This window comes from Planococcus sp. ISL-110, from assembly GCF_018613575.1.
GTDB lineage: Bacteria > Bacillota > Bacilli > Bacillales_A > Planococcaceae > Planococcus.
The window spans coordinates 1-24848 of record NZ_JAGGPX010000021.1 but is presented as its reverse complement, the minus strand read 5'-3'; the positions used below and the strand labels follow the sequence as shown (position 1 = coordinate 24848).

Sequence of the window (24848 nt, the reverse complement as noted above, 5' to 3'; positions counted from 1 at the left end):
CATTCAATTGTACCTGAAAATCGGGCAGCAAAAAAGGACGTATGCCCAAACAGTTTTCTGCTTGGCATACGTCCTTGAATTAATCGGTATTAAGATTCGCTGCGGCGAGTCGTACGTCCTGGACGTCCGCCACCGCTTCCGCTTCCGCCTTCACGGCGTCGGGTTGCGCCTGAGCTCGCGCCCTTGCTAGCCGGACGGCTTGAGCCTGAAGAACGGTTGCCTTTATAACCGCCGCCTCCACTGCTGCGTCCGCCGCTTCCGCCTTTACCTTTATAACCGCCGCCTCCGCGTGATGGCAAAGGACGTTCTTCGGAAATAGAGACTGGAACATCTTCCGGTTCTTTTGTCATTGTTTTAAGAGCCGCTGCAATCAAGTCAACTGCCTCGTGTTTTTCCAACATCTGAGTCGCAAATTCACGATAGTCGCCAAGATTGTTTTTCTCAGTCATTTCAACTAATTGTTCCATAGCAACGCGTTTTTGGCCAAGTACAGCCTCGCCAGCAGTTGGTGGAACCAATGCTTCCATTTTTTTCTTAGTTGTTCTTTCAACGATGGCCAAGTAGCTCATTTCACGTGGTGTTACAAACGTGACTGCGACTCCTTTTTTACCTGCACGGCCAGTACGGCCGATACGGTGAACATAGCTTTCAGGATCTTGAGGAATATCAAAGTTGTATACGTGTGATACGCCTGAGATGTCAAGTCCGCGAGCTGCTACATCTGTTGCAACCAAGATATCGATTTTGCCTGCTTTGAACTGCTTCAAAACTGACATACGTTTAGCTTGGCTTAAGTCACCATGAATTCCTTCAGCAAGATAGCCGCGGATATTCAAAGCTTTAGCTAGTTCGTCAACCCGGCGCTTTGTGCGTCCAAAAATGATTGCAAGCTCAGGCTGTTGAACATTCAAAAGGCGTGAAAGAACGTCAAATTTTTCGCGTTCTACTGCTTTAACATAGAATTGCTCGATGTTTTCAACAGTCATTTCTTTTGATTTGATTTTTACGATTTCAGGAGTCTTCATGAATTTCTCTGCAATGCGGCGGATTGCATCCGGCATAGTTGCTGAGAACAACAATGTCTGGCGAGTGTCAGGAACACTTGACATGATTGTTTGAATATCTTCGATAAAGCCCATGTTCAACATTTCGTCTGCTTCGTCAAGGATTAATGTGTTTACATTGTCCAATTTAAGAGTACGGCGGTTGATATGGTCTAATAGACGTCCTGGAGTACCAACGATAATTTGCGGGCGGTTTTTAAGTGCACGGATTTGTCGGCTAATTTCTTGGCCGCCGTATACTGAAAGGATGCGCACATTTTTATCTTGGCCCAATCTGTAAAGTTCTTCAGAAACCTGGATTGCCAATTCGCGTGTTGGTGCGATGATTAATCCCTGAACATTACCGTCTTTAGTGTCGATTTTTTCAATCAAAGGAATCCCGAAAGCGGTTGTTTTACCAGTACCGGTTTGCGCTTGTCCAATAATGTCCTTGCCTTCCATTCCAAGACGGATTGTTCCCTCTTGAATTGGTGTTGCTTCTTCAAACCCCATGCGTTTTACGGACTTTAAAGTTGTTTCACTGATATTTAATTCTGAAAATTTTACCAAATTTTTTCAATCTCCTTTTGTCTTCATCTGATTTACAAATGGTGTACATTTTAGATGAATAGTGACAAGGGCGAGCCTTTATGAGGAAGTTTCACGTCGAAAATCATACTCTGTAGTTTTAAGTCAGAGGGGATGTGTGAACAGGAAAAGCTCGGGCTTTGCCGAGCGGTCTGATCGGCGGGTGTTTGATACCCTATCTATAGAACAAACCGTTTTGCTCAAAAAAATACTCTTCACAGGGAAGAGTGTTTCAAAAATGTATCCATTGCTTTCAAAAGAATAACACGTTTTTTTCCCATTTGCAATCAATACGCAAAGGTTCTAATAATCAGTTTACTCTGCGCCTTTACTCATAAACTCAAAAACTTCCTTAAACCAATCGTCGCAATCATCGCTGTAGCAGATCAAATGTTTGCCGGTTTCTGAATGGACCATCTGCTTTTCATCCGAACCGATGTGATCAAAAATGAACTCAGCAGCCGAGGCCGGCACCACACTGTCCTTGCCGCCCTGAACAATACAAACAGGGACTTTAATCTTATCGTAATAAGGCTCCACCATTTTCACTACCCGCAGAAATTCAACAGCAGAGCTGACAGGTGTATTCATCAACTTGTATTCGTAAAGATGAAAAGATGCATTTTTCGCTATTTTTCCGGATAATACATCCCGCATCGCTTCCTGAACTTCCTCAAAAATCTGTGCAGGGCTGATATATTTAGCGGCAGCACTCAACAGAACCAATCGATCGACCTTATAGCGCATGGCCAGATACATAGCAATCAAGCCGCCCATCGAAAACCCGACAATAATGATGCGATCCGCTTTTTTTTTCAGCCTTTTCATTGCCAGCTCTGCTTCCATCATCCAGCTTTCAGCTGAAATGCTCTTTAAAGCCAGTTTTTCACCATGGCCGGGAAGTGTTGGTATTTCCACAACCCAATCGGTTTGCTCCGTTAGAAAATCAGCAAATGGTTCTACTTCAAACGGACCTCCTGTAAAACCGTGGATACAAAGAACGCCGGTCTTCAAATCGTTTCCCTCTTTTCACCGCTGACAGTATAGCTTCGTGCCATATGCAAACCAGTTGCTTGCGCTTTTCTTTATTGTCCAGACTCCAGCGCCCAAATTCTTGGGTCATAAGCCACTCCGGCTGTGCGGCAAAGAGCGCCGCTTCGCCAGTGCGTCTTATGCCCGTCGAATCTACACGGGCGCTTGCGCTTTTCTTTATTCAGGCTTGGGTGAAGGGTTCGATAATGTTTTCCAGCGCCATCCCACGCGAACCTTTTACCAAAACTACAGAATCTTTGTTTGTATACTTTTTCAACAGGTCAATAATCGGTCCGTAATCATTTTCGCTCCACAGCAGCTTGCCGCTATAGTCAGGCTGCAGCTTGTCGTATAGCCACTTCATGCGCGGGCCGTAGAGGCAGACACCTGCCATACTGCCGGAAATGTATTTGCTTAAAGCTTCGTGGTATTCTCGCTCGTTGTCTCCGAGTTCCAGCATGTCGCCAAGAACGACCCATTTCTTGTCCTTCATCGTTGTTTCGCGGATAAAATTCAAAGCCGCATTCATTGATGAAGGCGCAGCATTATAGGCATCATTGATGAACATGGCACCGTTTTCTGCTTGAATCATCTGCATGCGCATATCGGTCAATGCTGCATCCTTCAAGGATTTGCGAATCTGTTCCTCCGATAAGCCCGCTTCAAGAGCAATCAAAATGGCTGCCAGTGTGTTTTTCACCTGATGCTCGCCTAATACAGGAATGGTGAATGCGGCATCAATAATTCCGCTGACCATAAAGCTGCTACCGTTTTCAGTTGCTTTGATGTCTGTGACCGTCAATTCGTTATTGTCGTCGAATCCAAAAGAAACGCCCTGCGGAAAATTTTCCATGAATGGCTGCAGCAGCGGTTCATCACCGTCATAAAAAAGTTTGCCGTGCTGTTGAAGGCCGGCAGTGATTTCAAATTTCGCTTCTGCAATGGCTTCACGCGATCCAAGATCCTGCAAGTGGGCTTCTCCGATATTAGTGATGATGGCATAATCAGGACGCGCCAGCTCAGACAGAAATTCAATCTGTCCTTTGCCGCTCATGCCCATTTCTAGGACAGCGACCTTGGTATCTTCTTCCAAAGACAGGATCGTTAAAGGCAGACCCAACTGATTATTGAAATTGCCCGGTGTTTTCTGCACTTTGAAATAAGGCTTTAAGACGCTTGCCACGAGATCTTTTGTCGAGGTCTTGCCGTTGGAACCTGTGATTCCAATGACAAGCGTGGACAGTTCGTCGCGGTAGGCACGGGCCATCTCCTGCAATGCAACTTCGCAGTCATCCACGAAAAGCAAAGGCAGATCTTCCGGCGCCCCCGGTTCATCGCTCTGCCATAAAGAAGCAACTGCGCCTAATTCGATGGCTGAACGGACATATTTATGCCCATTCACTTGTTCGCCACGGAAAGGAATGAACAAATCGCCCGGCTTGAGCGTTCTCGTGTTAATCGAGACCCCCGTAACGTCAAAGCCTTTTAAATTAGTTTTGATATCCAGCCATTTGGCTACTTGCTCAATCTTTTTTTTCATTTGGCTTCTCCACTCAATCTATTTTAACTTGCAGTAATTGTTTTTCTTCGTGCCGTTCAATCGCTAAAGCGATAAGGCGTTCAATCAGTTCCGGATATGGCAGCCCTGTATGTTCCCAAAGCAGCGGGAACATACTGTAAGGTGTAAAGCCCGGCAAAGTATTGACTTCATTGATCAGGATTTTGTTGTCTTCCGTCACAAAAAAGTCTGCACGTACAAGTCCAGAGCAATCCAAGATCTTAAAAGCTTTCTTGGCATCCGCTTCCAGTTGCTCATAGACTGCGCTATCCAGCTCAGCAGGAATAATCATTGCAGTATTGCCATCTTTGTATTTTGCCTGGTAGTCATAAAAAGCTTTTAATGGTTTGATCTCACCAGCAACCGAACAGGCAGGCTCATCATTTCCAAGAACACCCACTTCGATTTCACGGGCCACCACTCCTTGTTCAACGACGATTTTGCGGTCGAATTTCAGAGCCTCTTTAATGGCAGCGATCAATTCTTCACGATTGTCTGCCTTGCTGATGCCAACGCTCGACCCTAAATTAGCTGGCTTTACAAAAACCGGCCAGGCGAGCTCCGACTCTATTTTATCCAACCAGAAGTCCCGCCTCTTGTCCCAGTCTCTTCTTATAAAATACACATAAGGGGTTTGTTCTAAACCTGCCTGCTCGAACAATTGCTTCATCACCACTTTGTCCATGCCTGCCGACGATGCCAGCACGCCATTCCCAACATATGGCAGATTCATAACTTCAAGCAGGCCCTGCACGGTTCCGTCTTCCCCGTTTGGTCCATGCAATAAAGGAATGATGACATCCAGCGCTTCATCGCTTTGGGCGGGAAGAAATCCGGAAATGTCATTCGACTTTGAAGTCTGCCCAGCCAATTGAAGCTGCTCAATCGTTTTTGCCATTTCTTCTAGGCGGATCCCTTTTCTCCACTCGCCGTCATGCGTGATATAGATTGGATACACTTCGTATGCATCAAAATCAATTGCTTTTGTAACTGCAAGGGCTGTTGACAGAGAAACTTCATGTTCTGCCGATTTGCCTCCATACAATAAACCAATTCGTTTTTTCATCCAAGAAACCTCATTTCATTATCCATATTGCTTAGTTTATCACGAACCTTCAGTGACGAATATTTTTTTCCTGTCAGCCGCCGAAAATTTTCAAGCCAGCCACCCCGGCAATAATGCATGACAGAAAAAACAATTTCGCCGGCTGCCGGCTTTCATTAAAAAACAGCATACCGACCAGGACACTACCAGCCGCTCCGATGCCAGTCCATACTGCATACCCTGTCCCCAGCGCGATAGTCGTCAAAGCCAGCGACAATAGATAGAAGCTGAGCGCACCGGACACAATGGTCAACCCTGTATATAACCTCACCTTAAAGCCCTCTGACAATTTCATTGTCGTGACAAAAGCCACTTCAAATAATCCCGCGGCAATTAAAATTAGCCAATCCATCATGAATGCACTCTCTTACTGGACGCTTCCTTGCCATCCAGCACTTTTAGCCCGATGATGCCGAACAGCAGCAAACCTAAAAACAACAGTTTTACCAAACTGGCATTTTCATTGAATAACCAAATTCCGAGGATAGCTGTCCCTGCAGCGCCAATGCCGGTAAAAACCGCATAGGCTGTGCCGATCGGAATGGTTTTCATCGCGATGGCAAACAACAGAAAGCTGATGACGATAAAAACTAAAGTTACGAGAGAAGGAGTTAGATTTGTAAAGCCGTCAGCAAACTTTAAGCCTATCGCCCAAACAATTTCTGTCATTCCCGCAATCAAAAGATAAATCCAAGCCATGTGTTTTCCTTCTTTCATTTTCAAACGCGCTTCATTTTCATCTATATGAGTTGAGCTACTGATCTTACACTGTCGATGTTCCGCAAAACCAGCCTGAAAAAAAATAATACCCGTTTCCAGGTATCATTTCCATATTTTTTGTTTTCTGTCGTAAATGATCTTACGTGAAATCCCCTGTTTTGTATATTCTTCAATATCGGACCAGAACTCATCCAGAAAGGCAATCTCCTCTACTGGGCGAATGTGCAATTCGATGGTGTTTTTGGTTTTTTCGGGGTCCGCCAATGAGATGAGGACGCCTTCACGGTAATTCTTTTTGAGGGATTGAAGAATTTCGGCAGGCAATTCCGGAATCAGGTCTTTCGATTTGCGGCGCCAGAAATTCTGCCCGTTCTCTTCCCGACGAATTAAGTACGTAAAGTAATTTCCGACAAGCTCATTCAGGCGTTCTAATTTGCGGAAGTAAATTTTTGTGGTTTCTTCTTCTTCGCTGGACAAATACACAAATTCATTTTGAAGAGTCGAATAAAACGGGGTCTTAACCGGTTCTTTTTTATGGCCGATGTACAATAATTCAGCTTGTTCCTGAGGTGTCAGGGAATTTAATTGTTTTTCACTTTTGAAATCAATCCAGCAAAACTCACTTTTTTTGTTTGCTCGCGCTTTCCGCAACTGCCCGAACTCTTCCTGTGTAGCGAATTCCATATGGGTGTGCATATTAAAGGATGCATCTTCATACGGATGTTTTAGCAACAGCAGATTTTTAGGCAATTTCATGGCATCCAAAAAATGGGCAAAGGTAAGTCCGCTGAATAAGGCAAACTGATCAGATTCGTTCAGGTAAATATATAAATGCTGTATGTAAGCATCCGTGTTCAACGGTTTTTTTACCATATCCCCCACTCCATTCCATTTCCTATTATACGACCAAAAGAGCTAAATATGAAACATACCTGCTTCGCATGCGTCATTACTTTTGTCATGCGCATATTACAGATATATACGTTATAATATATTCCGACACACAATAATAAAAAGTACAGGTGAAATTACATGCAAACTAACAAAAGCTTTACCGACCGGATTGATTGGTCGCTGGCTTTCATCTTATTTCTGTTCTTTATCGTCAGTCTGGTGGCTATTTCCTCTGCCCAGACTTCCGGTCAGTATTTAACGAATTTCGTCCCGAGACAAGCTTTATTTTATATCATTTCTACCGGAATGATTGGAGTTTTGATGTATTTTGATCCAGAGCAATACAAGAAGATGGCTTATTATTTATATGGTTTCGGTATTTTCCTGCTCGTCCTGTTAATGATTTCGCCGGACGGCGTAGGACAGATAGCCGAACCGGTAAATGGCGCCAAGGCCTGGTTCCACACGCCATTCGTCAATGTCCAGCCAGCGGAGTTCATGAAAACCTTCTATATACTGGCACTCGCCAAAATGATTTCTTCCCACCATGAACAAAACCTGCTGAAAACCATCAAATCCGATTTTTATTTACTGGGAAAAATCGCCCTTTGCCTGGTCATCCCTCTGGGTTTTATCCTGCTGCAGCCTGATTTAGGAACCGCTCTTGTGTTTATTGCCATCACTTTGGCGATTGTCGTGGTTTCTGGAATCTCCTGGAAAATTATCGTGCCAAGCTTTGGGGGAGTTGCCGTCATTGGCACCTTGCTGCTGTGGATGACTATCAATGCCCAAGGCTTCCTGTCCAGCACCTTCGGTTTAAAGCCCTATATGTTTGAACGCATTTATACGTGGCTTGATCCATACTCCTATGCAGAATCTGGCGGATACAATCTGATTGCCGCGATGAACGCCATCGGATCAGGGGAAGTGTTCGGAAAAGGCTACCAAGGGCGTCAGGTCTATGTACCGGAAAACCATACGGATTTTATATTCACTGTTATTTCGGAAGACTTTGGATTTATCGGAGCCAGCGCCGTCATCATCTTATTTTTTATGCTGATTTACCACTTGACCAAAATCACACTGCAGCTTAAGGATACATTCAGCACCTATGTATGCGCAGGGATTATCGCAATGATTACATTTCACGTATTCCAGAACATCGGCATGACAATCCAGCTTTTGCCCATCACCGGAATTCCGTTGCCCTTCATCAGTTACGGGGGCAGTTCGCTGATCGGGAACATGCTGGCACTCGGAATTGTCTTCAGCATGAAATTCCATCATAAAAATTACATGTTTGATAAAAGCAAAAAATAAAAACTCCGACATCCTGCGTCGGAGTTTTTATTGTTGAGAATGCGCTTGAATTGGTTGAGGCAAGGCAATCGCCTTTATTAATTCCACGCGGGACTTTGTGATTTTCGCTTGGATTCCAAGTTTCGATAAATTTGAAACAATATTGCGAACATCTACGTTTTTCGCCATCCATATCACCTCTTTGTATTTTTCATTACTTACAAGGACGTATTTGAACTTGTCACGTTTCAGGGGCAAGGTATAAATTGTTGACTTTTCTGTGTCTATGTTTATAATACCATCATTTCAGGATTTTAAACTTATCATTTTGATGACAATTGCAAATGTGATGTAAATTGATTGATTTGTATACCCCTCAGAGGTATGATATAGTCAGAAATCAGATGGGAGGATCTTCAGATGAGCGAATTGATTGAAGAAACCTTTGCGCTGGATAACTCTTGCCGAAAAAGCCACCATCCCTTCTCTGTCAAACGGGATTTGACCAATCGGTTGAATCGTGTGGAGGGTCAGATCCGCGGTATTAAAGGCATGGTGGATAAGGACGTTTATTGCGATGATATCATCACGCAGCTTGCGGCCACTCAGTCTGCATTGAACAGTGTCACCAAAGTTTTGCTGGAAGGCCATTTGAAGGGCTGCGTCAAAGACCGCCTGGAAAACGGCGAAGAAGAAGTGTTGGACGAATTGCTTATCACCATCCAAAAAATGATGCGTAAATAAAAGGAGGAAATTTTCATGAAAGAACAAATCAACCTACAAGTCAGCGGCATGACATGCCAGCATTGTGTAAGCTCAGTAAAAGACAGCGTCATGGCTTTACCGGGAGTCGACAAAGTGGAGGTCTCTCTGGAAAACGGTTTTGTCGATGTTGCTTATGATGCTTCGGCAGTAGAAGTAAGCCAAATCGCCGAAGCAATCGAAGATCAAGGATACGATGTTGCCAGATTAAGTGAATAACTGCGGAAGCGCAGTTATTTTTTTCAAAATAACATACCCCCTATAGGTATGTAATGTTATAAAGGTGGGATTACGATGAGCACCAAACAAACTGAATTGGCGATTACCGGCATGACTTGTGCCGCATGCGCCAACCGTGTTGAAAAAGGACTTCAAAAATTGCCTGGTGTTTCGGAAGCCAGCGTCAATTTCGCCACTGAAAAAGCTTCAGTGGTTTATGATGATAAACAGGCGTCCATGAGCGACGTGCAGCAAAAAGTAGAACAATTAGGATATGGCGTGCAACAGGAAGACGTCGATTTTTCTATACAGGGCATGACATGCGCCAATTGCTCGGCACGCATTGAAAAAGTGTTGAGCAAGATGGACGGCGTTCAGTTGGCCAACGTCAATTTGGCGATGGAGACTGGACATGTGTCCTACAATCCCGGCACCGTCACTCCTGAGGATTTCGTCAAAAAGATTCAGTCGCTTGGCTACGATGCGGTTCTCAATCAGGAGAACGAAGAAGCGACCGATCACAAAAAACAGGAAATCAAAAAGAAAACACGTTTGTTCTGGATTTCCGCTGCCCTTTCCTTTCCCTTGCTGTGGACCATGTTTAGCCATTTTTCCTTTACATCCTGGATGTATGTACCTGAAATCCTGATGAATCCACTCGTCCAATGGGCATTGGCAACACCGGTCCAATTTTGGATTGGCGCTTCCTTCTATAAAGGTGCCTATTTTGCTTTAAAAAACAAATCTGCCAATATGGACGTTTTGGTCGCTCTTGGCACATCAGCTGCGTATTTTTACAGTGTCTACCTAGTTCTGGCCAACTGGGATATGGGCCATAATATGGGCTTGTATTTCGAGACCAGTGCCGTTTTGATCACCCTGATTATTTTAGGGAAAGTTTTTGAAGCAAGAGCAAAAGGCCGTTCTTCTGACGCCATCAAAAAACTGATGAAGCTGCAGCCCCAACATGCATTGGTCGAACGCGGAGACGAGTTCATCAGCTTGCCGATTTCACAAGTTGAAACCGGTGACATCTTGCTGATTAAACCGGGCGCATCCATCCCGGTCGATGCGGCTGTCCTTTCCGGCAACTCGGCTGTTGATGAATCCATGCTGACCGGTGAAAGCTTGCCGGTCGACAAAGAAACGGGTGACGCGGTATTCGCGGCAACCGTCAATTCCAATGGCTCGCTCCGTGTACGTGCCGATAAAATCGGCAAAGATACCGTCCTGTCGAATATTATTCGCGTCGTTGAACAAGCACAAGGTTCCAAAGCGCCGATTCAACGGCTCGCTGACCAAATCTCCAGCATTTTTGTTCCGATTGTCGTGGGCATTGCCATTGCTACGTTCATCGCCTGGTATTTCCTTGTCGCACCCGGCAACTTTGCGGCTGCACTTGAAAGCACCATTGCGGTTCTGGTCATCGCCTGCCCTTGTGCACTGGGACTGGCTACACCGACATCAATTATGGCCGGTTCCGGTCGCGCTGCTGAGCAAGGTGTCCTGTTCAAAACAGCAGAATCCCTGGAGAACACCAAACATATCGACACCGTTGTCCTGGATAAAACAGGTACCATTACTAATGGGCGCCCTGTCGTAACAGACTTTATTCCAGCAGATGGTTTTGATTTGGCTGAATTGAAGAATTTGGCTGCCAGTGCGGAAAGCCAATCCGAACACCCGGTAGCGCAAGCCATCTCTGAGTTTGGCGAATCTAACCTGAGCGTCAGTTTTTTTGAAGCAGTTCCCGGGCACGGCATCCGCGCCACAGTAGCCGATCGGCAAGTAGTCATGGGAAATCGCCGCTTGATGGAGGGGCTCATGATTGATGAAGGCCAAGCTGAAGCTTTTGAACGCGACGGCAAAACCGTCATGTTCATCGCGGTTGATGGTCGATACAGCGGTCTTATTGCGGTGGCTGATACCATTAAGGAAACCGCGAAACAAGCGGTTCAGGAAATGAAGAATATGGGGCTCCATGTCGTCATGCTGACAGGAGACCAGGAGCGGACAGCATCTGCCATCGCCAAACAAGTTGGCATCGATGAAGTGTTTGCAGGCGTCCTCCCTGCGGAAAAGGCGGATGTTGTCCTGAAGCTTCAAGGGCAGGGCCGCCGCGTCGCGATGGCCGGAGATGGATTAAACGATGCACCTGCACTGGCCAGCGCCGATGTCGGCATGGCCATGGGCACCGGAACAGCTATTGCGATGGAAGCCGCTGATATCACCTTGATGCAGGGTGATTTGATGCGAGTTGTCGATGCTATTCAGATGAGCCGGCTGACTGTCCGGAACATCAAGCAGAACCTGTTCTGGGCACTCGCCTATAATTCAATCGGCATCCCGATTGCCGCAGCCGGTTTTCTGGCTCCATGGCTCGCTGGTGCAGCAATGGCATTCAGCTCCGTATCGGTTGTCATGAATGCCCTGCGCCTCCAGCGTGTGAAGTTGAATAAATAAGCATCTCTTTAGCTCAACTTATATATGTGGAGTTAAAGAATCTATCTTCCGGAAGTTCAATTTCATCTAATCGTTTGCCGAGAGGTCCAGAAATGGACCTCTTTTTTCCTGTCATTGTTCTAAAGATGAAACAAGGGTAAAATAAGGGCATATTCTTTTGAGAAAGCAGGAATTCCTTATTATGAAAAAAACCATTTTATTGCTGATGTCCGTCCAGTTTTTCGTTTACCTGGGGTTCGGCATTATCATACCCATTTTGCCCGAGGTCATTATTCAGCAAGGCTACTCGGAAATCCATGTCGGTGGACTGATTACCATCTATGCCTTGTCTTCTTTTTTCACCGCACCACTTTGGGGAAAGCTTTCCGACAGAACGGGCCGCAAAAAGCTCATACTTCTGGGCTTGGCCGGCTTCAGTTTGAGTTTCTTCCTGTTTTCGCTGTTCCTTGACAACCTGATTCTGCTGTATCTTTCACGCATTGTCGGCGGCTTGTTCTCCGGTGCGCTTTACACCGCTGTCACCGGCTATGTGGCAGACATCACCACGAACGAAGAACGCAATAAATACATGGGACTTCTCGGCATGTCGATTGGCCTTGGATTTATTTTTGGGCCCGCAATCGGTGGCTTGCTGGGTGCGGTTTCCCTGTCCTTGCCGTTTACGGTTTCTGCGATTCTCGTTCTGCTGTTGATGGTCTATGCAAGCCTTGTTTTAAAAGAACCTGTCCGCAAAGGCGAAGCAGTGAAACGCGCGCTGTTACCCAAAGGCTCGAGTACACTTTGGCAATTCCGCATCCGCTACTTGTTCCTGTTTTCCTTTATGGTTACCTTCCTGCTGGCGGGATTGGAATCGACTTTTCAATTGTTTCAGATTGATCAAATTGAAATCACGCCGCTTCAGCTTGGCTACTTGTTTATAGCCAGTGGATTTGTGGATGCCGCCATCCAAGGTGGCGTCGTTCGCCGCATAAAAGACGGTACCGAAACGAAATGGATCATCGGTGCACAAATCGTCACGGCCCTCGGCTTGGTACTCCTCCCCTTTACCAACAGCCTGATTTTTGCCGGTGTTGCACTCAGCATCTTCACTGCTGGCAATGCCTTGGCACGGACTGCATTGGTATCACTGACATCAAAAGAATCGGGCGGCAAATATGGCACCGCTGCCGGCATGACTTATTCAATGGACAATCTCGGCCGCATCATCGGGCCTTTGACGTTTACGTGGCTTTTGACGATGCAAGCCGGCAGCATCTATTTTTTATCCGCAGCTTTAGCGATAGCCAGCATCCTGCTGATCCTTTTCTACAAAGCTTCCACTAAGAGCTTGAGGGCTACTGGAAAAGCCAGCGCTTCTGTGTAAAAATTATAAGCTCAACCTAAAAAGCATCGCTCTCAGCGATGCTTTTTTTATGGTGAATATGTGGCTTCCTTACCTTATAAATAAAAAAGTTAACCAAAATACATGCAGCAGCAAAATGGAGGTGTATATCGTGTTGACACCAATAAGGGCATAGCGCCAAGTCCGGGACTGGATCCAAATGAAAGGCGTGTAAAGAAAGGCGAAAAGGCAAAGAGATAAGAAAAGCTTTGTCGCCAATAGTGTCAGCGGAGAAAACGATGCCAACAGAGGATTTGCTTCAGTGATGGCGCCAAATGAAAGGCCCACATAAGTCAGCAGCCCATCAAGGGAATTCAAGATAACCAAGCTCCAAACATGCTTTTTTAGAGGTGCCTTACGCATTTCCATGTACCATACCCCTCACTTTTTCAGTCGTATGCACTTAGTAATGGGGTACCCAAATTATAATATTTTTAGACAATAAACACAGGTATTTATTCACATATCTTTCCGATTCAAGTGTTAATAGAATATGAATTTACCTAAAAAATATAGAACTCCAGATTACATAGCCTCTGGCTGATTCACAAAATCTTTTTGAAGTTCGGGATGCGCTTCTTTTAAAACAGTCGGGCGCATCAAATAGCTGGTCAGCGCAATTAGGCAAAGGCTACTTACACCAACAATATATTCTGCCGCCACCAAGTCGTAGAGCAAACCGAACAGCAGGTAACCGAGCGGCATCATAGCCATCGCCATCGATTCAAGAATACCGAAAACACGGCCACGGTATTCTTCCTCCACATCCTTTTGCATCATGACACCAATCGGCGTGTTGACAAACACATTGGTGATGCCGAAAACCAGCATCAGCAAAAGGAAATAAGCTACAGTCATTCCATAAGACATGCCGATAATGAGTGGAATGCTCACACCCGCAAGCAGCACAGACATAGCCAATATCCCTCTTTTGGCAACAAGCAAAGGAAATTTCACTTCTTTGCTGATGGAAAAATAAATGGAAGCAGCCAGCATGCCCACCGCAATCATCGCTTCAATCATTCCAAAATGTGTCGCTTCCACTTGTAATTGCTGAACCGCAATAAAAGGCAGACCGATCATCAAAGAAGAGAAAAAGAAATTGATGCCAATGGCGGTTGTCACGATAACCATGATGACGCGATTGGATTTCAAGTAAGAAAACCCTTCCTTCATCTCTGTCAGCATCGTCTTTTTCATTTTTTCTACCGCTTTTTCGGCGCGCACTGTGAACAGCCTAAAGTTCATCGTCGACTCTAACATGATCGCAACAGCATAGGCTGCGACTTGGATCAGCAAGAAAACGTTCATCGACACAAATCCGAAGAGGATGCCGCCGACCACTGGCCCGCCTATCGTGGCAATTGAGATGGCCGATTGGTTAAAGCCCATTGCCCGTTGAATGCGATCCGGGTCAATGAGGTTGGCGATTGATGAAGAAAATGTGACACCGGTAAACATCGAACTGATCGACAACAGCGCAGTCGTCGTATAGATTGCTGTTAACGACAAACCGTTCATCAGACCAAACACCAGCAAGCTCGCCACCGCTAACATACTGGCCACTTGGGACAGGATCACGATCATTTTTTTTGAATACTTATCCGCGGTGTAGCCGGCAAACGGAGCCAGTAAAGATCTCGGCAAGATGCTGCAAATCAGGTTGATCGCAAAACTCGCGGCTGAACCGGTCAACGCCAATACATACAAACTGATGCCGAACGCATAGACAGAACTTCCGAAGGTCGAAATTAGTTTACTGGCTGTAAACGTATACAGATGATATGTTGCCCGTTTGATGCGTGCTGCCTCACTCATATTTTACACTCCTTCAACAAAAGTTTAATTTAATTAAACAAAATATATCACGAAAAAGTTGACTCCGCAAGAAAAAGTTTAATATAATTAAACTAACGAAAAGGACAGGTGATCAAATGGCCACTCTAGGCGAACGCATTAGAGATCTACGGAAACAAAAAAACTTGACCTTGCAGTCTTTAGCAGGCAGTCAACTGACTAAGGGCATGCTGAGTTTGATTGAAAACAATAAGGCCAATCCATCAATGGAAAGCCTTGCCTATATAGCGGAGCGACTGGAAGTGGACCGCAATGAACTGCTCGAGGATGTACCAACCAGTGAATTGAGAGATTTACTGGAAGAGGTCGAGCAACTTTACACCCAGGAAATGATCAGTGATGAGCTGATTGTAAAGTACCAGAAGATTGTCCGAAAAATAAAACCCTATATCGACAAGTTGCCTTACCGCTATGAATCCGCACGGCTTCTTGAAATTTACAGCCGTTGCAGCTACTACACCAAGCAGGATGGCTGGCAAGGGCCATTGGCAAAAGCCGAGGAAATTTACGAAAGTCTGCATATGATCAATCAAAGTGCAGATCTTCATATTTTCAAGGCAATGATGGCATTTACAGAGCACCGCTACCGAAAAGCCTTGCTTATGATCCAAGAGTCCAGAAGCATTTTTGAGAGCCGCACTGGCATTTTGGACCCACTGAAGAAACTGGATTTTGATTATTATGAGTCCATCCTCTATTCGGCAGTTGGAGATACGGATAACTCGAAGCGGCTGATGGAAGACGCCATCCACTATTCCAAAAAGAAGCAGCTTTTTTACCGTATTGACGCGCTATATCGTTTAGCTGGTTTCCAGGCAGTCTTGACCGGAGATACAGCAAACAAGGATCACTATATTTCCAAGCTTCGCCTGTTCGCTGATTTTACAGACGATGAAGAAATCGGAGCTTTGGCAGATGCCATAGAAATTCATTATTTGAATTCTTTTGCGCATGACTATAACGCAGCCGATGCATTGATCGAGAAGAATTTGGAGAAGCATCAGGAAGATAAAATCTTTTTGTTCGCACTGGAAAAAGGCAAAGCGTTGTACGGATTGGGGCGGTTGGAGGAAGCTTTAGGCTGGCTGAAAAAACATACACTTTGGGAATTCCTGCATCACCCCTATGATTTATCCATACATTACGAAAAGGACGCCTATCTGGCATTGATTTATTTGCAGCTCGGCAACAGTGAACTCGCAGTAAAACATGCCACCATCGCTAAAGACCTGATTGAGCCCATGCCGGATCTGCCGTACAAAACATTCATCTTAAATGTCTACGAACAAGTGACTGCATAGCAAAAGCCCACCAGATTAATGGTGGGCTTTTGCTATGCATGATAATGCTGATAAATTTCATAGAACGCCAAAAATTGTTGCCAGTCTCTTTCAAATTCCGGCTGGATACAAGAGATTTGAAAGAGTGCGCGTTTTTTCAAATAGCCGCTCGCTGCATGAAGTTCGAATCCTGATAAATGGGCGTCCTGTGACAGGAAATGGTTTTCGGCTGTTGTCTCAAATGTGCGCGATGTCGAGTAGCCAGCTGTCAGTGATGGCCATTCTTTCGTATCTTCAAGCAATTGCCTGAAGCGGCTTTCCAAAAGCTCGTAGCGTTCCGGATAGGCACTTAATGCCCGTTTCAGACTTTCCAACAGACTTGCTGAGAACGTAAAAGGAATGTTTGCGGCATAAAGCCCCAAGTCCAAATAACTTGGCAGCTTGTTATCTGGCGTAATTTTATGGTGCGCGAAAACAATAGCGATTCCACTCATTGTTCCGATCGCTTTGCCGCTTGCCGCTGTCGCCAGCCAAACATCTTTCAAGGAAAATGGCAACGCACCAAAACTGCTGATGCAATCCAGGCATAGCCGGATCCCTTGTTGTACACAGAGCTCGGCTAATGAGCGAAAATCGTTTATTTGCCCGGTCGAGGTTTCACCATGGACCATAAGTACCCAGCCATAGTTTCTTGTTTCCAGCTGTTCTGCTATCTTTTCAAAATCAAAAGTCTGGCCCCACGATACTTCATCCACCATATAGTCCAAGTCGAGGCGTTCTGCTTGATTGATCAGCCTCCTGCCAAACTCGCCATTCACTAGAATCAGTCCTTTGGAGTCCAGGCGCTTGATTTGCGCGAGCATCGCTTCATTTGCCAAAGTGCCGCTTCCAGCCAGCAAATAAGGAGTGGATGCTGCCATCTCGATGAACAGGCGGTCCACTTGCTGCCGAACTTCCTGGAAAGCCGCTGACCGATGGGAAATGGGTGCTTCCTGGAAAGGCGCTGCGAGTTGTGCAGTTAACGCGACTGGGCCTGGTAAAAACAGCCGTCGTCTTGCCTGCAGCCTTGCCGAAACAGAATCACTGTATTGACGGCGCGTCGTGACCATCGGAATGAATACAGCCTCGCCCGTGCCAACCGGATCGGCAAACGGCTGAAATCCTAATTGGCCATATAGTTTCAATTGCCGTGTTGTTCCAGAAATAACCGCGGATTCAAAGCCTTGTTCCAGGCAATAATCGGACAACGCACGCGCCAAAAGAAAAAAGACGCGGCCGTTGCGATGAGCTTTGCGGACAGCCAGCAGGCGGATTTCACAGATTTTCCCGGCATCCGGCAGAAAATCTTCCACTTTACCGATTTTCAGATCCAGGGAAAAAGGGCGTTCAGACCTTAAGGCAATCATGCCCACCACATCTATACCTGACAACACAATCAGATAAGTATTCTGCTCATGAAAAGGATCCGTACGCATGCCACTGGCCTGCGCCTGATGTTGAGGAATCTCTTCCACAAATGTCTCGTGATTCAGGCGTGCAATTTCCTCGAACTCACTTTTTTCCCGAGCAATCTTGCACCAATACACAGCTGTCAGCCTCCCATCATTTTCGGAATGCATCTTCTACTTGATAAAGACTTAAATCGATCTCCACAGGTTCCCCGAGCACCAGCTTTGCCAGCTGCCCACCCAGATAAGGGCCGGCAGTCAAGCCAGATGCGCCAAGGCCGTTTGCTGCAAAGAAGTTCGGATGTCCCGGAACCTGACCGATAAACGGCAGGGCACTTGTTGTCGCCGGGCGAAAACCCGTTGCCGCTCCCGCTACCTCCGCCTGCCCCAGTCCCGGAGCCGCTTCCAAGGTTTTATCCAGAATATGATGGACCCCTGCTGCGGTCAGTTTGTCATCAAAGCCGGCACCGTTTTCGTGCGTCGCTCCTGCGACAATTTTGCCCTCATCAAAAGGGACGATATATTGGCCATAAGGAACCATCGCAACCGGCCATTTGCCGGTCGGCTGCCCTTCCGCCTGCAGATGAAGAATTTGGGCTTTTTGCGGGACGATATCCAAATCCAATCCCAAAGGCTTAAACAATTCGGCTGCCCATGCACCTCCTGTCGAAACGACCCGATCCGCCAGCAATTCCTGACCCTCCAATTCAACCCCAATGACCTGCGAACTCTCAATCATCAGCTTTGCATTGCCTGTCAGGCATTTCGCTCCAAGCTTAACCGCTGCAAAAATCAAAGCATCGCGAATGGCCTGGCCATCAACACGAGCAGCCCCGCTGACCCATAACGATCCATATTCTTCTGTCGCAAATGGAAAAAGAGCTCTCGTTTCATCTGGCGATAATCGTTTGATGTCCCCCATTTCAGGTGCATCCACCCGCCGCTCGTATGCCTTCTGCTCCATTTTGTCGAGCTTGCTGCCTTCGTGGATGCTGACAATTCCCACCTGTTTGTAGCCTGTATCCGTCTCTCCCAAAGCCTCAAGCTCACGAATCAGTTCGGGATAATACTTGGCACCACTTTTTGCCAGGCCATACCAGGCTTTATTTCTCCGTTGCGAAATCCATGGACAGACGATTCCAGCTGCCGCTCCCGTTGCCTGTCCTTTATCGCCCCGATCTACCAATACAACCGCTGCTCCCGCTTTTGCTGCATGGTACGCCGCAGAAGCTCCTAAAATTCCTGAACCGATAATAATCAATGATTTCATTTAAACACCCAGTTTCACAAAGTCTTGTGTCTCTATTCTAATCCAGTCAGCTTGGAGACTCAAACTCATTTCATAAATTTTACAGCCAACGGATTCGAATTCGGATTTTGGGGTAAAGCTATACTAGAAAGTCAACGGAAGTTTACTAGAGGAGGAATCAGTTTTATGGAAAGAAGTACAGCGACCGAAAGCATTTTACCCATAACATCTATTCGAAGCGGGTCCGGAATCGAAATTGCTCCCGATGTCTACTGCTATACCGTACAGGTGGCAAATGTCTTCTTTATCGGAAACCCGAACATCAGCAACGAATGGGTATTGATTGATGCCGGCATGCCCCATTCTGCGGAAAAAATCCTTAAGGCAGCTGAAAACCGTTTTGGACCCGACCATCAACTAAAGGCCATCATTTTGACGCATGGCCATTTCGATCATGTTGGCGGCTTAATCGATATTTTAGAGCAATACAAAGTCCCGGTTTATGCGCATCCGCTGGAATTTTCATACTTGAAGGGCATAACCGACTACCCGCACCCCGACACCTCCGTCGAAGGCGGTATGGTGGCTAAAATGTCAGGAGTTTTTCCTGTCAAAGCCATCGACATCACCGCGCATATTCACGAGTTGCCGTCAGATGGCAGTGTACCGGGAATGTCTGGTTGGCAATGGTTTCACACACCGGGACATTCAGAAGGCCATATCTCACTTTTCCGTGAGCAGGGACGAATCCTGATTGCAGGAGATGCTTTTGTGACAGTTAAACAGGATTCGCTTTATAAAGTATTGCGCCAGAAAAAAGAGATTCACGGGCCACCGGTCTACTTGACGACCAATTGGCGCGCTGCCTGGGAATCGGTCTGCAAACTCGCCGATTTGCAGCCTTCTATCGCTGCAACCGGACATGGAAAACCCATGTCTGGGGCAGCTCTTGCGAGAGGATTAGTCGATTTGGCTAAAAATTTCCAAGAAACTGCTGTACCCGCTTACGGAAAGTACGTTCACACCAAATAAGTAGGGCAGTCAGCAAAAACAGCGGGTAATAGTTCCGCTGTTTTTTATTGTTTTCAAATAATTCTAAAAAAATTAACAATTAAATGTTTAACCTTTTTCAGACACGGGTAAACAAATAAAGCAGTCTCTGCTTTGACAGGAATTTAAGTAAGAAAAAAAAGGAGTTGAGCTTTGATGAGTAAGAAAGCATTATTTATTTCGGATCATGGTGATCCTTTAGCAAAACTCGGTGGCAAACAGGCGGGTGGCCAAAATAACTATGTGAAACAATTAGCACTTGCATTAGAAACTAAAGGATGGCAAGTTGATGTCGCCACTCATTGGTGCGATTCTTTAGCTCCTCAAATAGAAACCTTCGGAACCGCATGCCGTGTAATCAGACTTGAAGCCGGGCATAGAGGATTTGTTTCAAAAGATGAAATGTACTCAATGCTCCCAGCTTTTTATGAAGAATTGAAAAGCACGATAAGCCTGGAATCCTACGATATTGTCCACACACATTACTGGCTCTCGGGCTTAATCGGCAAAAAACTGAAGAAAGACTTTGGTTTGCCTTACGTGCATACCGCACATTCGCTCGGATGGGCGAAAGAAAAAGCGACAGGCGTCCATGATCAGCGACGAATAAACGCAGAAAAAGCGATTTTGAAAAACGCAGATCAAGTATTGGCTACCACCAATAACGAAAAGCAATTAATCAAAACTTTTGTTGATTCTCCTTCTCCCATCAAAGTTATCCCCATCGGAGTAGACCAGGCATTTAAAGTGCGTGGCAACCGGACACATTTACGCAAAAAATTCGGCTACAGCAATCCTCTCTTTGTTTTTGCCGGAAGATTAGAAGTTACCAAAGGTATTTTCACTTTACTAAAAGCCTTTCAATTACTGGCAGAAAAAACAGGTCCTTCCAATACTCCTCATCTGGTCATTGCAGGCGGAGATGCGGAAGCCATTGATTTGGAAACTAAATTGCCCAAAGACGAAAAATTACGGGAAGCTATCAGAGGTCTCGAGGATCGGGTTGAATTCCTGGGGCCACAGTCTCAGGATCAGCTCGCACTATTATTTAATTCAGCTACCGCAACAATTGTACCAAGCTTCTACGAATCATTTGGAATGGTTGCAGCAGAAGCTCAGGCTTGCGGAAGCCCCGTCATCGCATCAGATGTCGGCGGACTGAAAAACGTGGTACAGGATGGCATCACCGGTTTGCTTGTTGAAACGAAAAACGAAATCGACCTGGCAATCGCAATGGAAGTCCTGTCAGCCAATACGCTGTTAACCGAACGATTAAGCCGCCAAGCGGTGCAGATCGCCAGTAAAGACTTTGACTGGGATTCCATTTCCAGTCGCATAAATTCATTGTATGAGGTGATCATTGGTGCACGGAGCAACGCATTTGTTAGCAACAGATTTGGACGGGACACTGGTCGGTGATAAAAATAGTCTAAAAATGCTGCTGAATTTCTATGACAGCCAGACTTATCAGGTTTCCCTGATTTATATTACCGGGCGTCATTATCAATCCGCTTTGTCTCTCATCACAGAAGAAAATCTACCGGTTCCCCAAGTATTGATTACAGACGTGGGAACCGGGATTTATATAGGCGATTCCTTGAAGCAGGACCTGGAATGGACTCGACAGCTGGAGCAATCCTGGAAGCCTGAAAAAATAGACTCGGTTGCCGACCGTATTTCTGGGCTCGTTTCTCAGGAGCTTCCCATCACTAACCGCTGTTCTTATTTTGCTTCTGATTCTGCTGTCGTGGAAGCTTTCCGATCTGAGCTGGAAAAAGAGAGCATTCCACACAAACTGATTTACAGTGGCGGCCGGGATGTGGATATTCTTCCATCTGAAAGCGGCAAAGGGCAGGCTCTTCAATATATTCTGGATAAATACCAACTGGACCAAGCGAAATTGCTGGTGGCCGGCGATTCTGGAAATGACGTGGAAATGCTCACGATGGGCTTCCCTTCCGTTATTGTAGGAAATGCGCAGCCTGAACTGCTTGAACAGCCTGAACATCCGTCTATTTATCGAGCCAAGAAAAAATATGCCGGCGGCATCCATGAAGCATGGCGCCATTTTCATACAGATTGAGCACCTTCCCCTTTGAGCATGAAAAATCTGTTCAAAGGGGTTATTTTTTCTTCAATGAATCAGGTTATGGGGTAATCGTTTGTTTTTTTATCTATATGGTTTATATTTAGTAGGAAGCCGTTTTATAACCAGAAGATTTATCATACATAAAGGTATTTAACGTCAATCCACAACAGGAGGAAATTGAGATGAGCAAAGTTTCGAATCTACAAAAAGAGTCCTTGGTTATGCTAAAAGAAACAAGCCGGACCTTTTTCATCCCAATCAGCTTTTTGGAACCTACTTTAAAGAAAACTGTCGGCTCTGCCTACCTTTGTATGCGGGCGATCGATGAAATTGAAGATCATCCAGAGCTGGAAGACCAGATAAAAATCAAGCTGCTTAGCAGCATTCAAAACATGCTGGCTACAGATTTTAACGAGTCACGCTATTTGGAACTCGTCACTCCATACGAACGGTTTCTGCCTCCAGTCACCATGCGCTTAGCTGACTGGATCAGTGTATGCCCTGAAGACATAAAAGGAAAAGTAATGGAATCCACTGCCATTATGGCCGGTGGTATGTCCAAATGGGTTGAAAAGGATTGGGTTATCAAAACAAAAGAAGATCTGGATGAATATACGTATTATGTGGCCGGACTTGTCGGCACCATGCTCTCAGACATCTGGCACTGGTATGACGGCACTGAAACCGATCCCGATCACGCTATTGCCTTTGGCCGCGGGTTACAGGCAGTCAATATGCTGCGGAATTACGACGAAGATTTTGAACGGGGCGTGACATTCGTGCCAGAAGGTTGGACACGCGAAGACATGTTCAACTACGCTAAGGATAACTTGGCAAAAGCCGATCTATATGTTAAGCCAATCAAAAACAAACGGATACTGATGTTCTGCAAAGTCCCGTTGGCTCTTGCCCACAGTACATTAAAGGCATTGAAATCCGGAAAAGAAAAAATGAGCCGTCAGGAAGTTGAAGGCATCGTCGAGCAATTAAAACAAGAAGAACACTTAAGTTAAATTTTTCCGGCCTTAGCTTTCCAAAGAGGCCGGATTTTTTTGAATTACCCCACGTTATTCTGTGCAGTTGCAAGTTTTTCTAGTTCACTATAAAAGCCAAACTGGCTCCACTTGTGCCGCGAATCATATGAGAAATCCTGATGGGCAAGTTTCAGCAAGACAAATCAACTTTCCTCCTCGTACGTAGTAGGATTATGCCCAAAGCATTCAAAAGACAGATAATAGCTGATTTTTTCAGCTCTGCTGTTACAAGATCTACAAGTTAGGAGAATCCCAATGACTGTGACCATTTTCAGTGTTTTCACTGCCGCGATTTTCATATTCAATATTATACTTGCAGCAGCTCTGGTATTTCTTGAAAGGCGGGACGCCTCTTCTACATGGGCTTGGCTATTGGTTCTATTTTTCATCCCTATTCTGGGCTTCTTTATTTATCTGCTTTTGGGCAGACAATTGCGTAGAAAAACGCTTTTTAAACCGGAAGGCAATAAGCGTATCGGGATAGAAAGTCTGATTGCACATCAAATGAATGAACTGCATGATGGTAGTTTCCAATTTAAAAATGCCAATACGAGAAACTACTCGGATTTGATTTACTTGCACCTGCGGAATAACGGTGCCTTGCTGACACAGGATAACAGCATCAAAATATTCAATGATGGACGGGAGAAATTCGATTCGCTGCTCCAGGACATTGAAAATGCCACTAACCATATTCACATGCAGTATTATATTTTCCGATTGGACGAGTTGGGCACTCGGATTGTGGAGGCGTTAACCGAAAAGGCCAAAGAAGGTGTAAAAGTGCGTTTGCTTTATGACGATATGGGGTCACGCAGTTTAAGTAAACGGCATTTCAAGAAATTTTTGGAGGCCGGAGGAGAAGTTGAAACCTTCTTTCCATCAATTTTCCCGATTATCAACCCACGATTAAATTACCGAAACCACCGAAAGATCGTAGTAATCGATGGCCAAGTCGGCTATATTGGCGGCTTTAACGTCGGTGACGAGTACATCGGTCTAAGTCGAAAATTTGGCTACTGGCGAGATACCCATTTGCGCATCGAAGGCAGCGCTCTGCATCCGTTGCAGACACGCTTTATTCGGGACTGGAATCAGGCCTCTACACATCACGATATTGAGTACGAAGAATTTTTCTTTCCGGTTAAGCCCGAAAGAGGAAACACTTCCATGCAAGTTGTTTCCAGTGGTCCGGATGAAGAATGGGAACAGATTAAGGATGGTTATTTGAAACTGATCAACCTAGCCAGAGAAAGTATTTACATACAGACACCTTACTTTATTCCGGATGCCAGTTTTTACGATGCCATCCGAATCGCAGCTTTGTCGGGCATTGACGTGCGCATCATGATTCCCAACAAACCGGATCATCCTTTTGTTTACTGGGCCACCTATTCATATACTGGCCAAATGTTGCGAGCAGGAGCGCGTGTCTTTATTTACGACAATGGTTTCCTGCATACGAAAATGATTGTGGCAGACCATAAAGCGTCTACCGTCGGGACTGCCAATATTGATGTCAGAAGCTTTAAATTGAACTTTGAAGTCAATGCCTTCATCTATGACGAAAAAGTATCCAGTGATCTTGCAGAATTATTTCATCGGGATGTGAAGCTTTCGACTGAATTGACTTATGAAATGTATTTAGATCGCACGCGACTGATCAAAACCAAAGAATCAATCGCACGTCTGCTTGCGCCTATTCTGTGAAAAGTGAAGATCTCCACAAAAATTGGATAACAGGATTTTTATACAATGTAAATTGTCAATTCAAGTC

23 protein-coding genes are annotated in these 24848 nt (G+C 45.5%); 11 read left to right on the top strand and 12 right to left on the bottom strand.

The genetic code is table 11. The features are described 5' to 3' along the window. Positions 1-89 precede the first annotated feature (89 nt). The 7 genes from cshA to J7I83_RS14180 form a co-directional block, all read right to left on the bottom strand. On the bottom strand, positions 90-1613 hold the full coding sequence (gene cshA, locus J7I83_RS14210) for a degradosome RNA helicase CshA (RefSeq protein ID WP_215101827.1): 1524 nt from the start codon (positions 1611-1613) through the stop codon (positions 90-92). A gap of 333 nt (positions 1614-1946) precedes the next feature. Continuing rightward, entirely contained in the window at positions 1947-2645 is a 699-nt protein-coding gene (locus J7I83_RS14205) for an alpha/beta hydrolase (RefSeq protein WP_215101826.1), read from the bottom strand. A 199-nt stretch (positions 2646-2844) separates the two neighbouring features. Continuing rightward, entirely contained in the window at positions 2845-4203 is a 1359-nt protein-coding gene (locus J7I83_RS14200) for a UDP-N-acetylmuramoyl-tripeptide--D-alanyl-D-alanine ligase (RefSeq protein ID WP_215101825.1), read from the bottom strand. Positions 4204-4216: 13 nt separating this feature from the next. After that, complete coding sequence (locus tag J7I83_RS14195; RefSeq protein WP_215101824.1) at positions 4217-5287, bottom strand: D-alanine--D-alanine ligase; 1071 nt, start codon at positions 5285-5287, stop codon at positions 4217-4219. 73 nt (positions 5288-5360) lie between these two features. Further along, the gene (locus J7I83_RS14190) at positions 5361-5678 is read right to left on the bottom strand and encodes a DMT family transporter (protein WP_215101851.1); all 318 of its coding nucleotides are present in this window, start codon (positions 5676-5678) and stop codon (positions 5361-5363) included. Next, positions 5678-6025: a quaternary ammonium compound efflux SMR transporter SugE gene (gene sugE, locus J7I83_RS14185; protein WP_215101823.1), complete on the bottom strand. Its 348-nt coding sequence runs from the start codon at positions 6023-6025 to the stop codon at positions 5678-5680. Before sugE ends, J7I83_RS14190 begins: the two co-directional genes overlap by 1 nt. A gap of 123 nt (positions 6026-6148) precedes the next feature. After that, positions 6149-6919 (bottom strand): hypothetical protein, encoded by a 771-nt coding sequence (locus tag J7I83_RS14180; RefSeq protein WP_215101822.1) that lies wholly within the window; start codon positions 6917-6919, stop codon positions 6149-6151. A 159-nt stretch (positions 6920-7078) separates the two neighbouring features. On the opposite strand from J7I83_RS14180, the gene J7I83_RS14175 reads away from it, so the two are divergent. Beyond that, positions 7079-8260, top strand: coding sequence for an FtsW/RodA/SpoVE family cell cycle protein (locus J7I83_RS14175; protein WP_215101820.1), 1182 nt, complete (start codon positions 7079-7081; stop codon positions 8258-8260). 27 nt (positions 8261-8287) lie between these two features. Here the strand turns inward: J7I83_RS14175 and J7I83_RS14170 are convergent, their stop codons facing one another. Further along, positions 8288-8428, bottom strand: coding sequence for an Lmo0850 family protein (locus J7I83_RS14170; protein ID WP_215101818.1), 141 nt, complete (start codon positions 8426-8428; stop codon positions 8288-8290). Between the two features lie 231 nt (positions 8429-8659). Here J7I83_RS14170 and J7I83_RS14165 point away from each other — a divergent pair, with 231 nt between their 5' ends. The 4 genes from J7I83_RS14165 to J7I83_RS14150 all read left to right on the top strand — a co-directional run bounded on the left by J7I83_RS14165 (position 8660) and on the right by J7I83_RS14150 (position 13046). Further along, positions 8660-8983: a metal-sensitive transcriptional regulator gene (locus J7I83_RS14165; protein WP_215101816.1), complete on the top strand. Its 324-nt coding sequence runs from the start codon at positions 8660-8662 to the stop codon at positions 8981-8983. Positions 8984-8998: 15 nt separating this feature from the next. Next, a complete protein-coding gene (copZ, locus tag J7I83_RS14160; protein WP_215101814.1) occupies positions 8999-9220 on the top strand; it encodes a copper chaperone CopZ in 222 nt (73 codons plus the stop codon). 75 nt (positions 9221-9295) lie between these two features. Beyond that, positions 9296-11683 (top strand): heavy metal translocating P-type ATPase, encoded by a 2388-nt coding sequence (locus J7I83_RS14155; RefSeq protein ID WP_215101812.1) that lies wholly within the window; start codon positions 9296-9298, stop codon positions 11681-11683. A 181-nt stretch (positions 11684-11864) separates the two neighbouring features. After that, complete coding sequence (locus tag J7I83_RS14150; protein ID WP_215101810.1) at positions 11865-13046, top strand: MFS transporter; 1182 nt, start codon at positions 11865-11867, stop codon at positions 13044-13046. A 69-nt stretch (positions 13047-13115) separates the two neighbouring features. Here the strand turns inward: J7I83_RS14150 and J7I83_RS17885 are convergent, their stop codons facing one another. Together J7I83_RS17885 and J7I83_RS14145 are read right to left on the bottom strand one after the other, a co-directional pair. Continuing rightward, positions 13116-13427: a DUF5658 family protein gene (locus J7I83_RS17885; protein ID WP_251047668.1), complete on the bottom strand. Its 312-nt coding sequence runs from the start codon at positions 13425-13427 to the stop codon at positions 13116-13118. A 162-nt stretch (positions 13428-13589) separates the two neighbouring features. Continuing rightward, the gene (locus J7I83_RS14145; RefSeq protein ID WP_215101808.1) at positions 13590-14882 is read right to left on the bottom strand and encodes an MFS transporter; all 1293 of its coding nucleotides are present in this window, start codon (positions 14880-14882) and stop codon (positions 13590-13592) included. A 116-nt stretch (positions 14883-14998) separates the two neighbouring features. Here J7I83_RS14145 and J7I83_RS14140 point away from each other — a divergent pair, with 116 nt between their 5' ends. Continuing rightward, positions 14999-16222 carry a helix-turn-helix domain-containing protein gene (locus J7I83_RS14140; protein ID WP_215101806.1) on the top strand — a complete coding sequence of 408 codons (1224 nt, stop codon included), beginning with the start codon at positions 14999-15001 and terminating at the stop codon, positions 16220-16222. 32 nt (positions 16223-16254) lie between these two features. On the opposite strand, the gene J7I83_RS14135 is transcribed toward J7I83_RS14140, so the two are convergent. Then, positions 16255-17787 carry an aminotransferase class V-fold PLP-dependent enzyme gene (locus tag J7I83_RS14135; protein ID WP_215101804.1) on the bottom strand — a complete coding sequence of 511 codons (1533 nt, stop codon included), beginning with the start codon at positions 17785-17787 and terminating at the stop codon, positions 16255-16257. A gap of 16 nt (positions 17788-17803) precedes the next feature. Beyond that, positions 17804-18919, bottom strand: coding sequence for an NAD(P)/FAD-dependent oxidoreductase (locus J7I83_RS14130; RefSeq protein WP_215101802.1), 1116 nt, complete (start codon positions 18917-18919; stop codon positions 17804-17806). Between the two features lie 165 nt (positions 18920-19084). Between J7I83_RS14130 and J7I83_RS14125 the strand changes: the two genes are divergently transcribed. The 5 genes from J7I83_RS14125 (at position 19085) to cls (ending at position 24781) form a co-directional block, all read left to right on the top strand. Continuing rightward, a complete protein-coding gene (locus J7I83_RS14125) occupies positions 19085-19930 on the top strand; it encodes an MBL fold metallo-hydrolase (protein ID WP_215101800.1) in 846 nt (281 codons plus the stop codon). Between the two features lie 174 nt (positions 19931-20104). Next, entirely contained in the window at positions 20105-21367 is a 1263-nt protein-coding gene (locus J7I83_RS14120; RefSeq protein WP_215101798.1) for a glycosyltransferase, read from the top strand. Next, on the top strand, positions 21330-22031 hold the full coding sequence (locus tag J7I83_RS14115) for an HAD-IIB family hydrolase (protein ID WP_215101796.1): 702 nt from the start codon (positions 21330-21332) through the stop codon (positions 22029-22031). The genes J7I83_RS14120 and J7I83_RS14115 overlap by 38 nt, the downstream gene beginning before the upstream one ends. A 188-nt stretch (positions 22032-22219) precedes the next feature. After that, on the top strand, positions 22220-23050 hold the full coding sequence (locus tag J7I83_RS14110) for a squalene/phytoene synthase family protein (protein WP_215101794.1): 831 nt from the start codon (positions 22220-22222) through the stop codon (positions 23048-23050). Positions 23051-23326: 276 nt separating this feature from the next. Next, a complete protein-coding gene (gene cls, locus J7I83_RS14105) occupies positions 23327-24781 on the top strand; it encodes a cardiolipin synthase (protein ID WP_215101792.1) in 1455 nt (484 codons plus the stop codon). Positions 24782-24848: the final 67 nt, after the last annotated feature.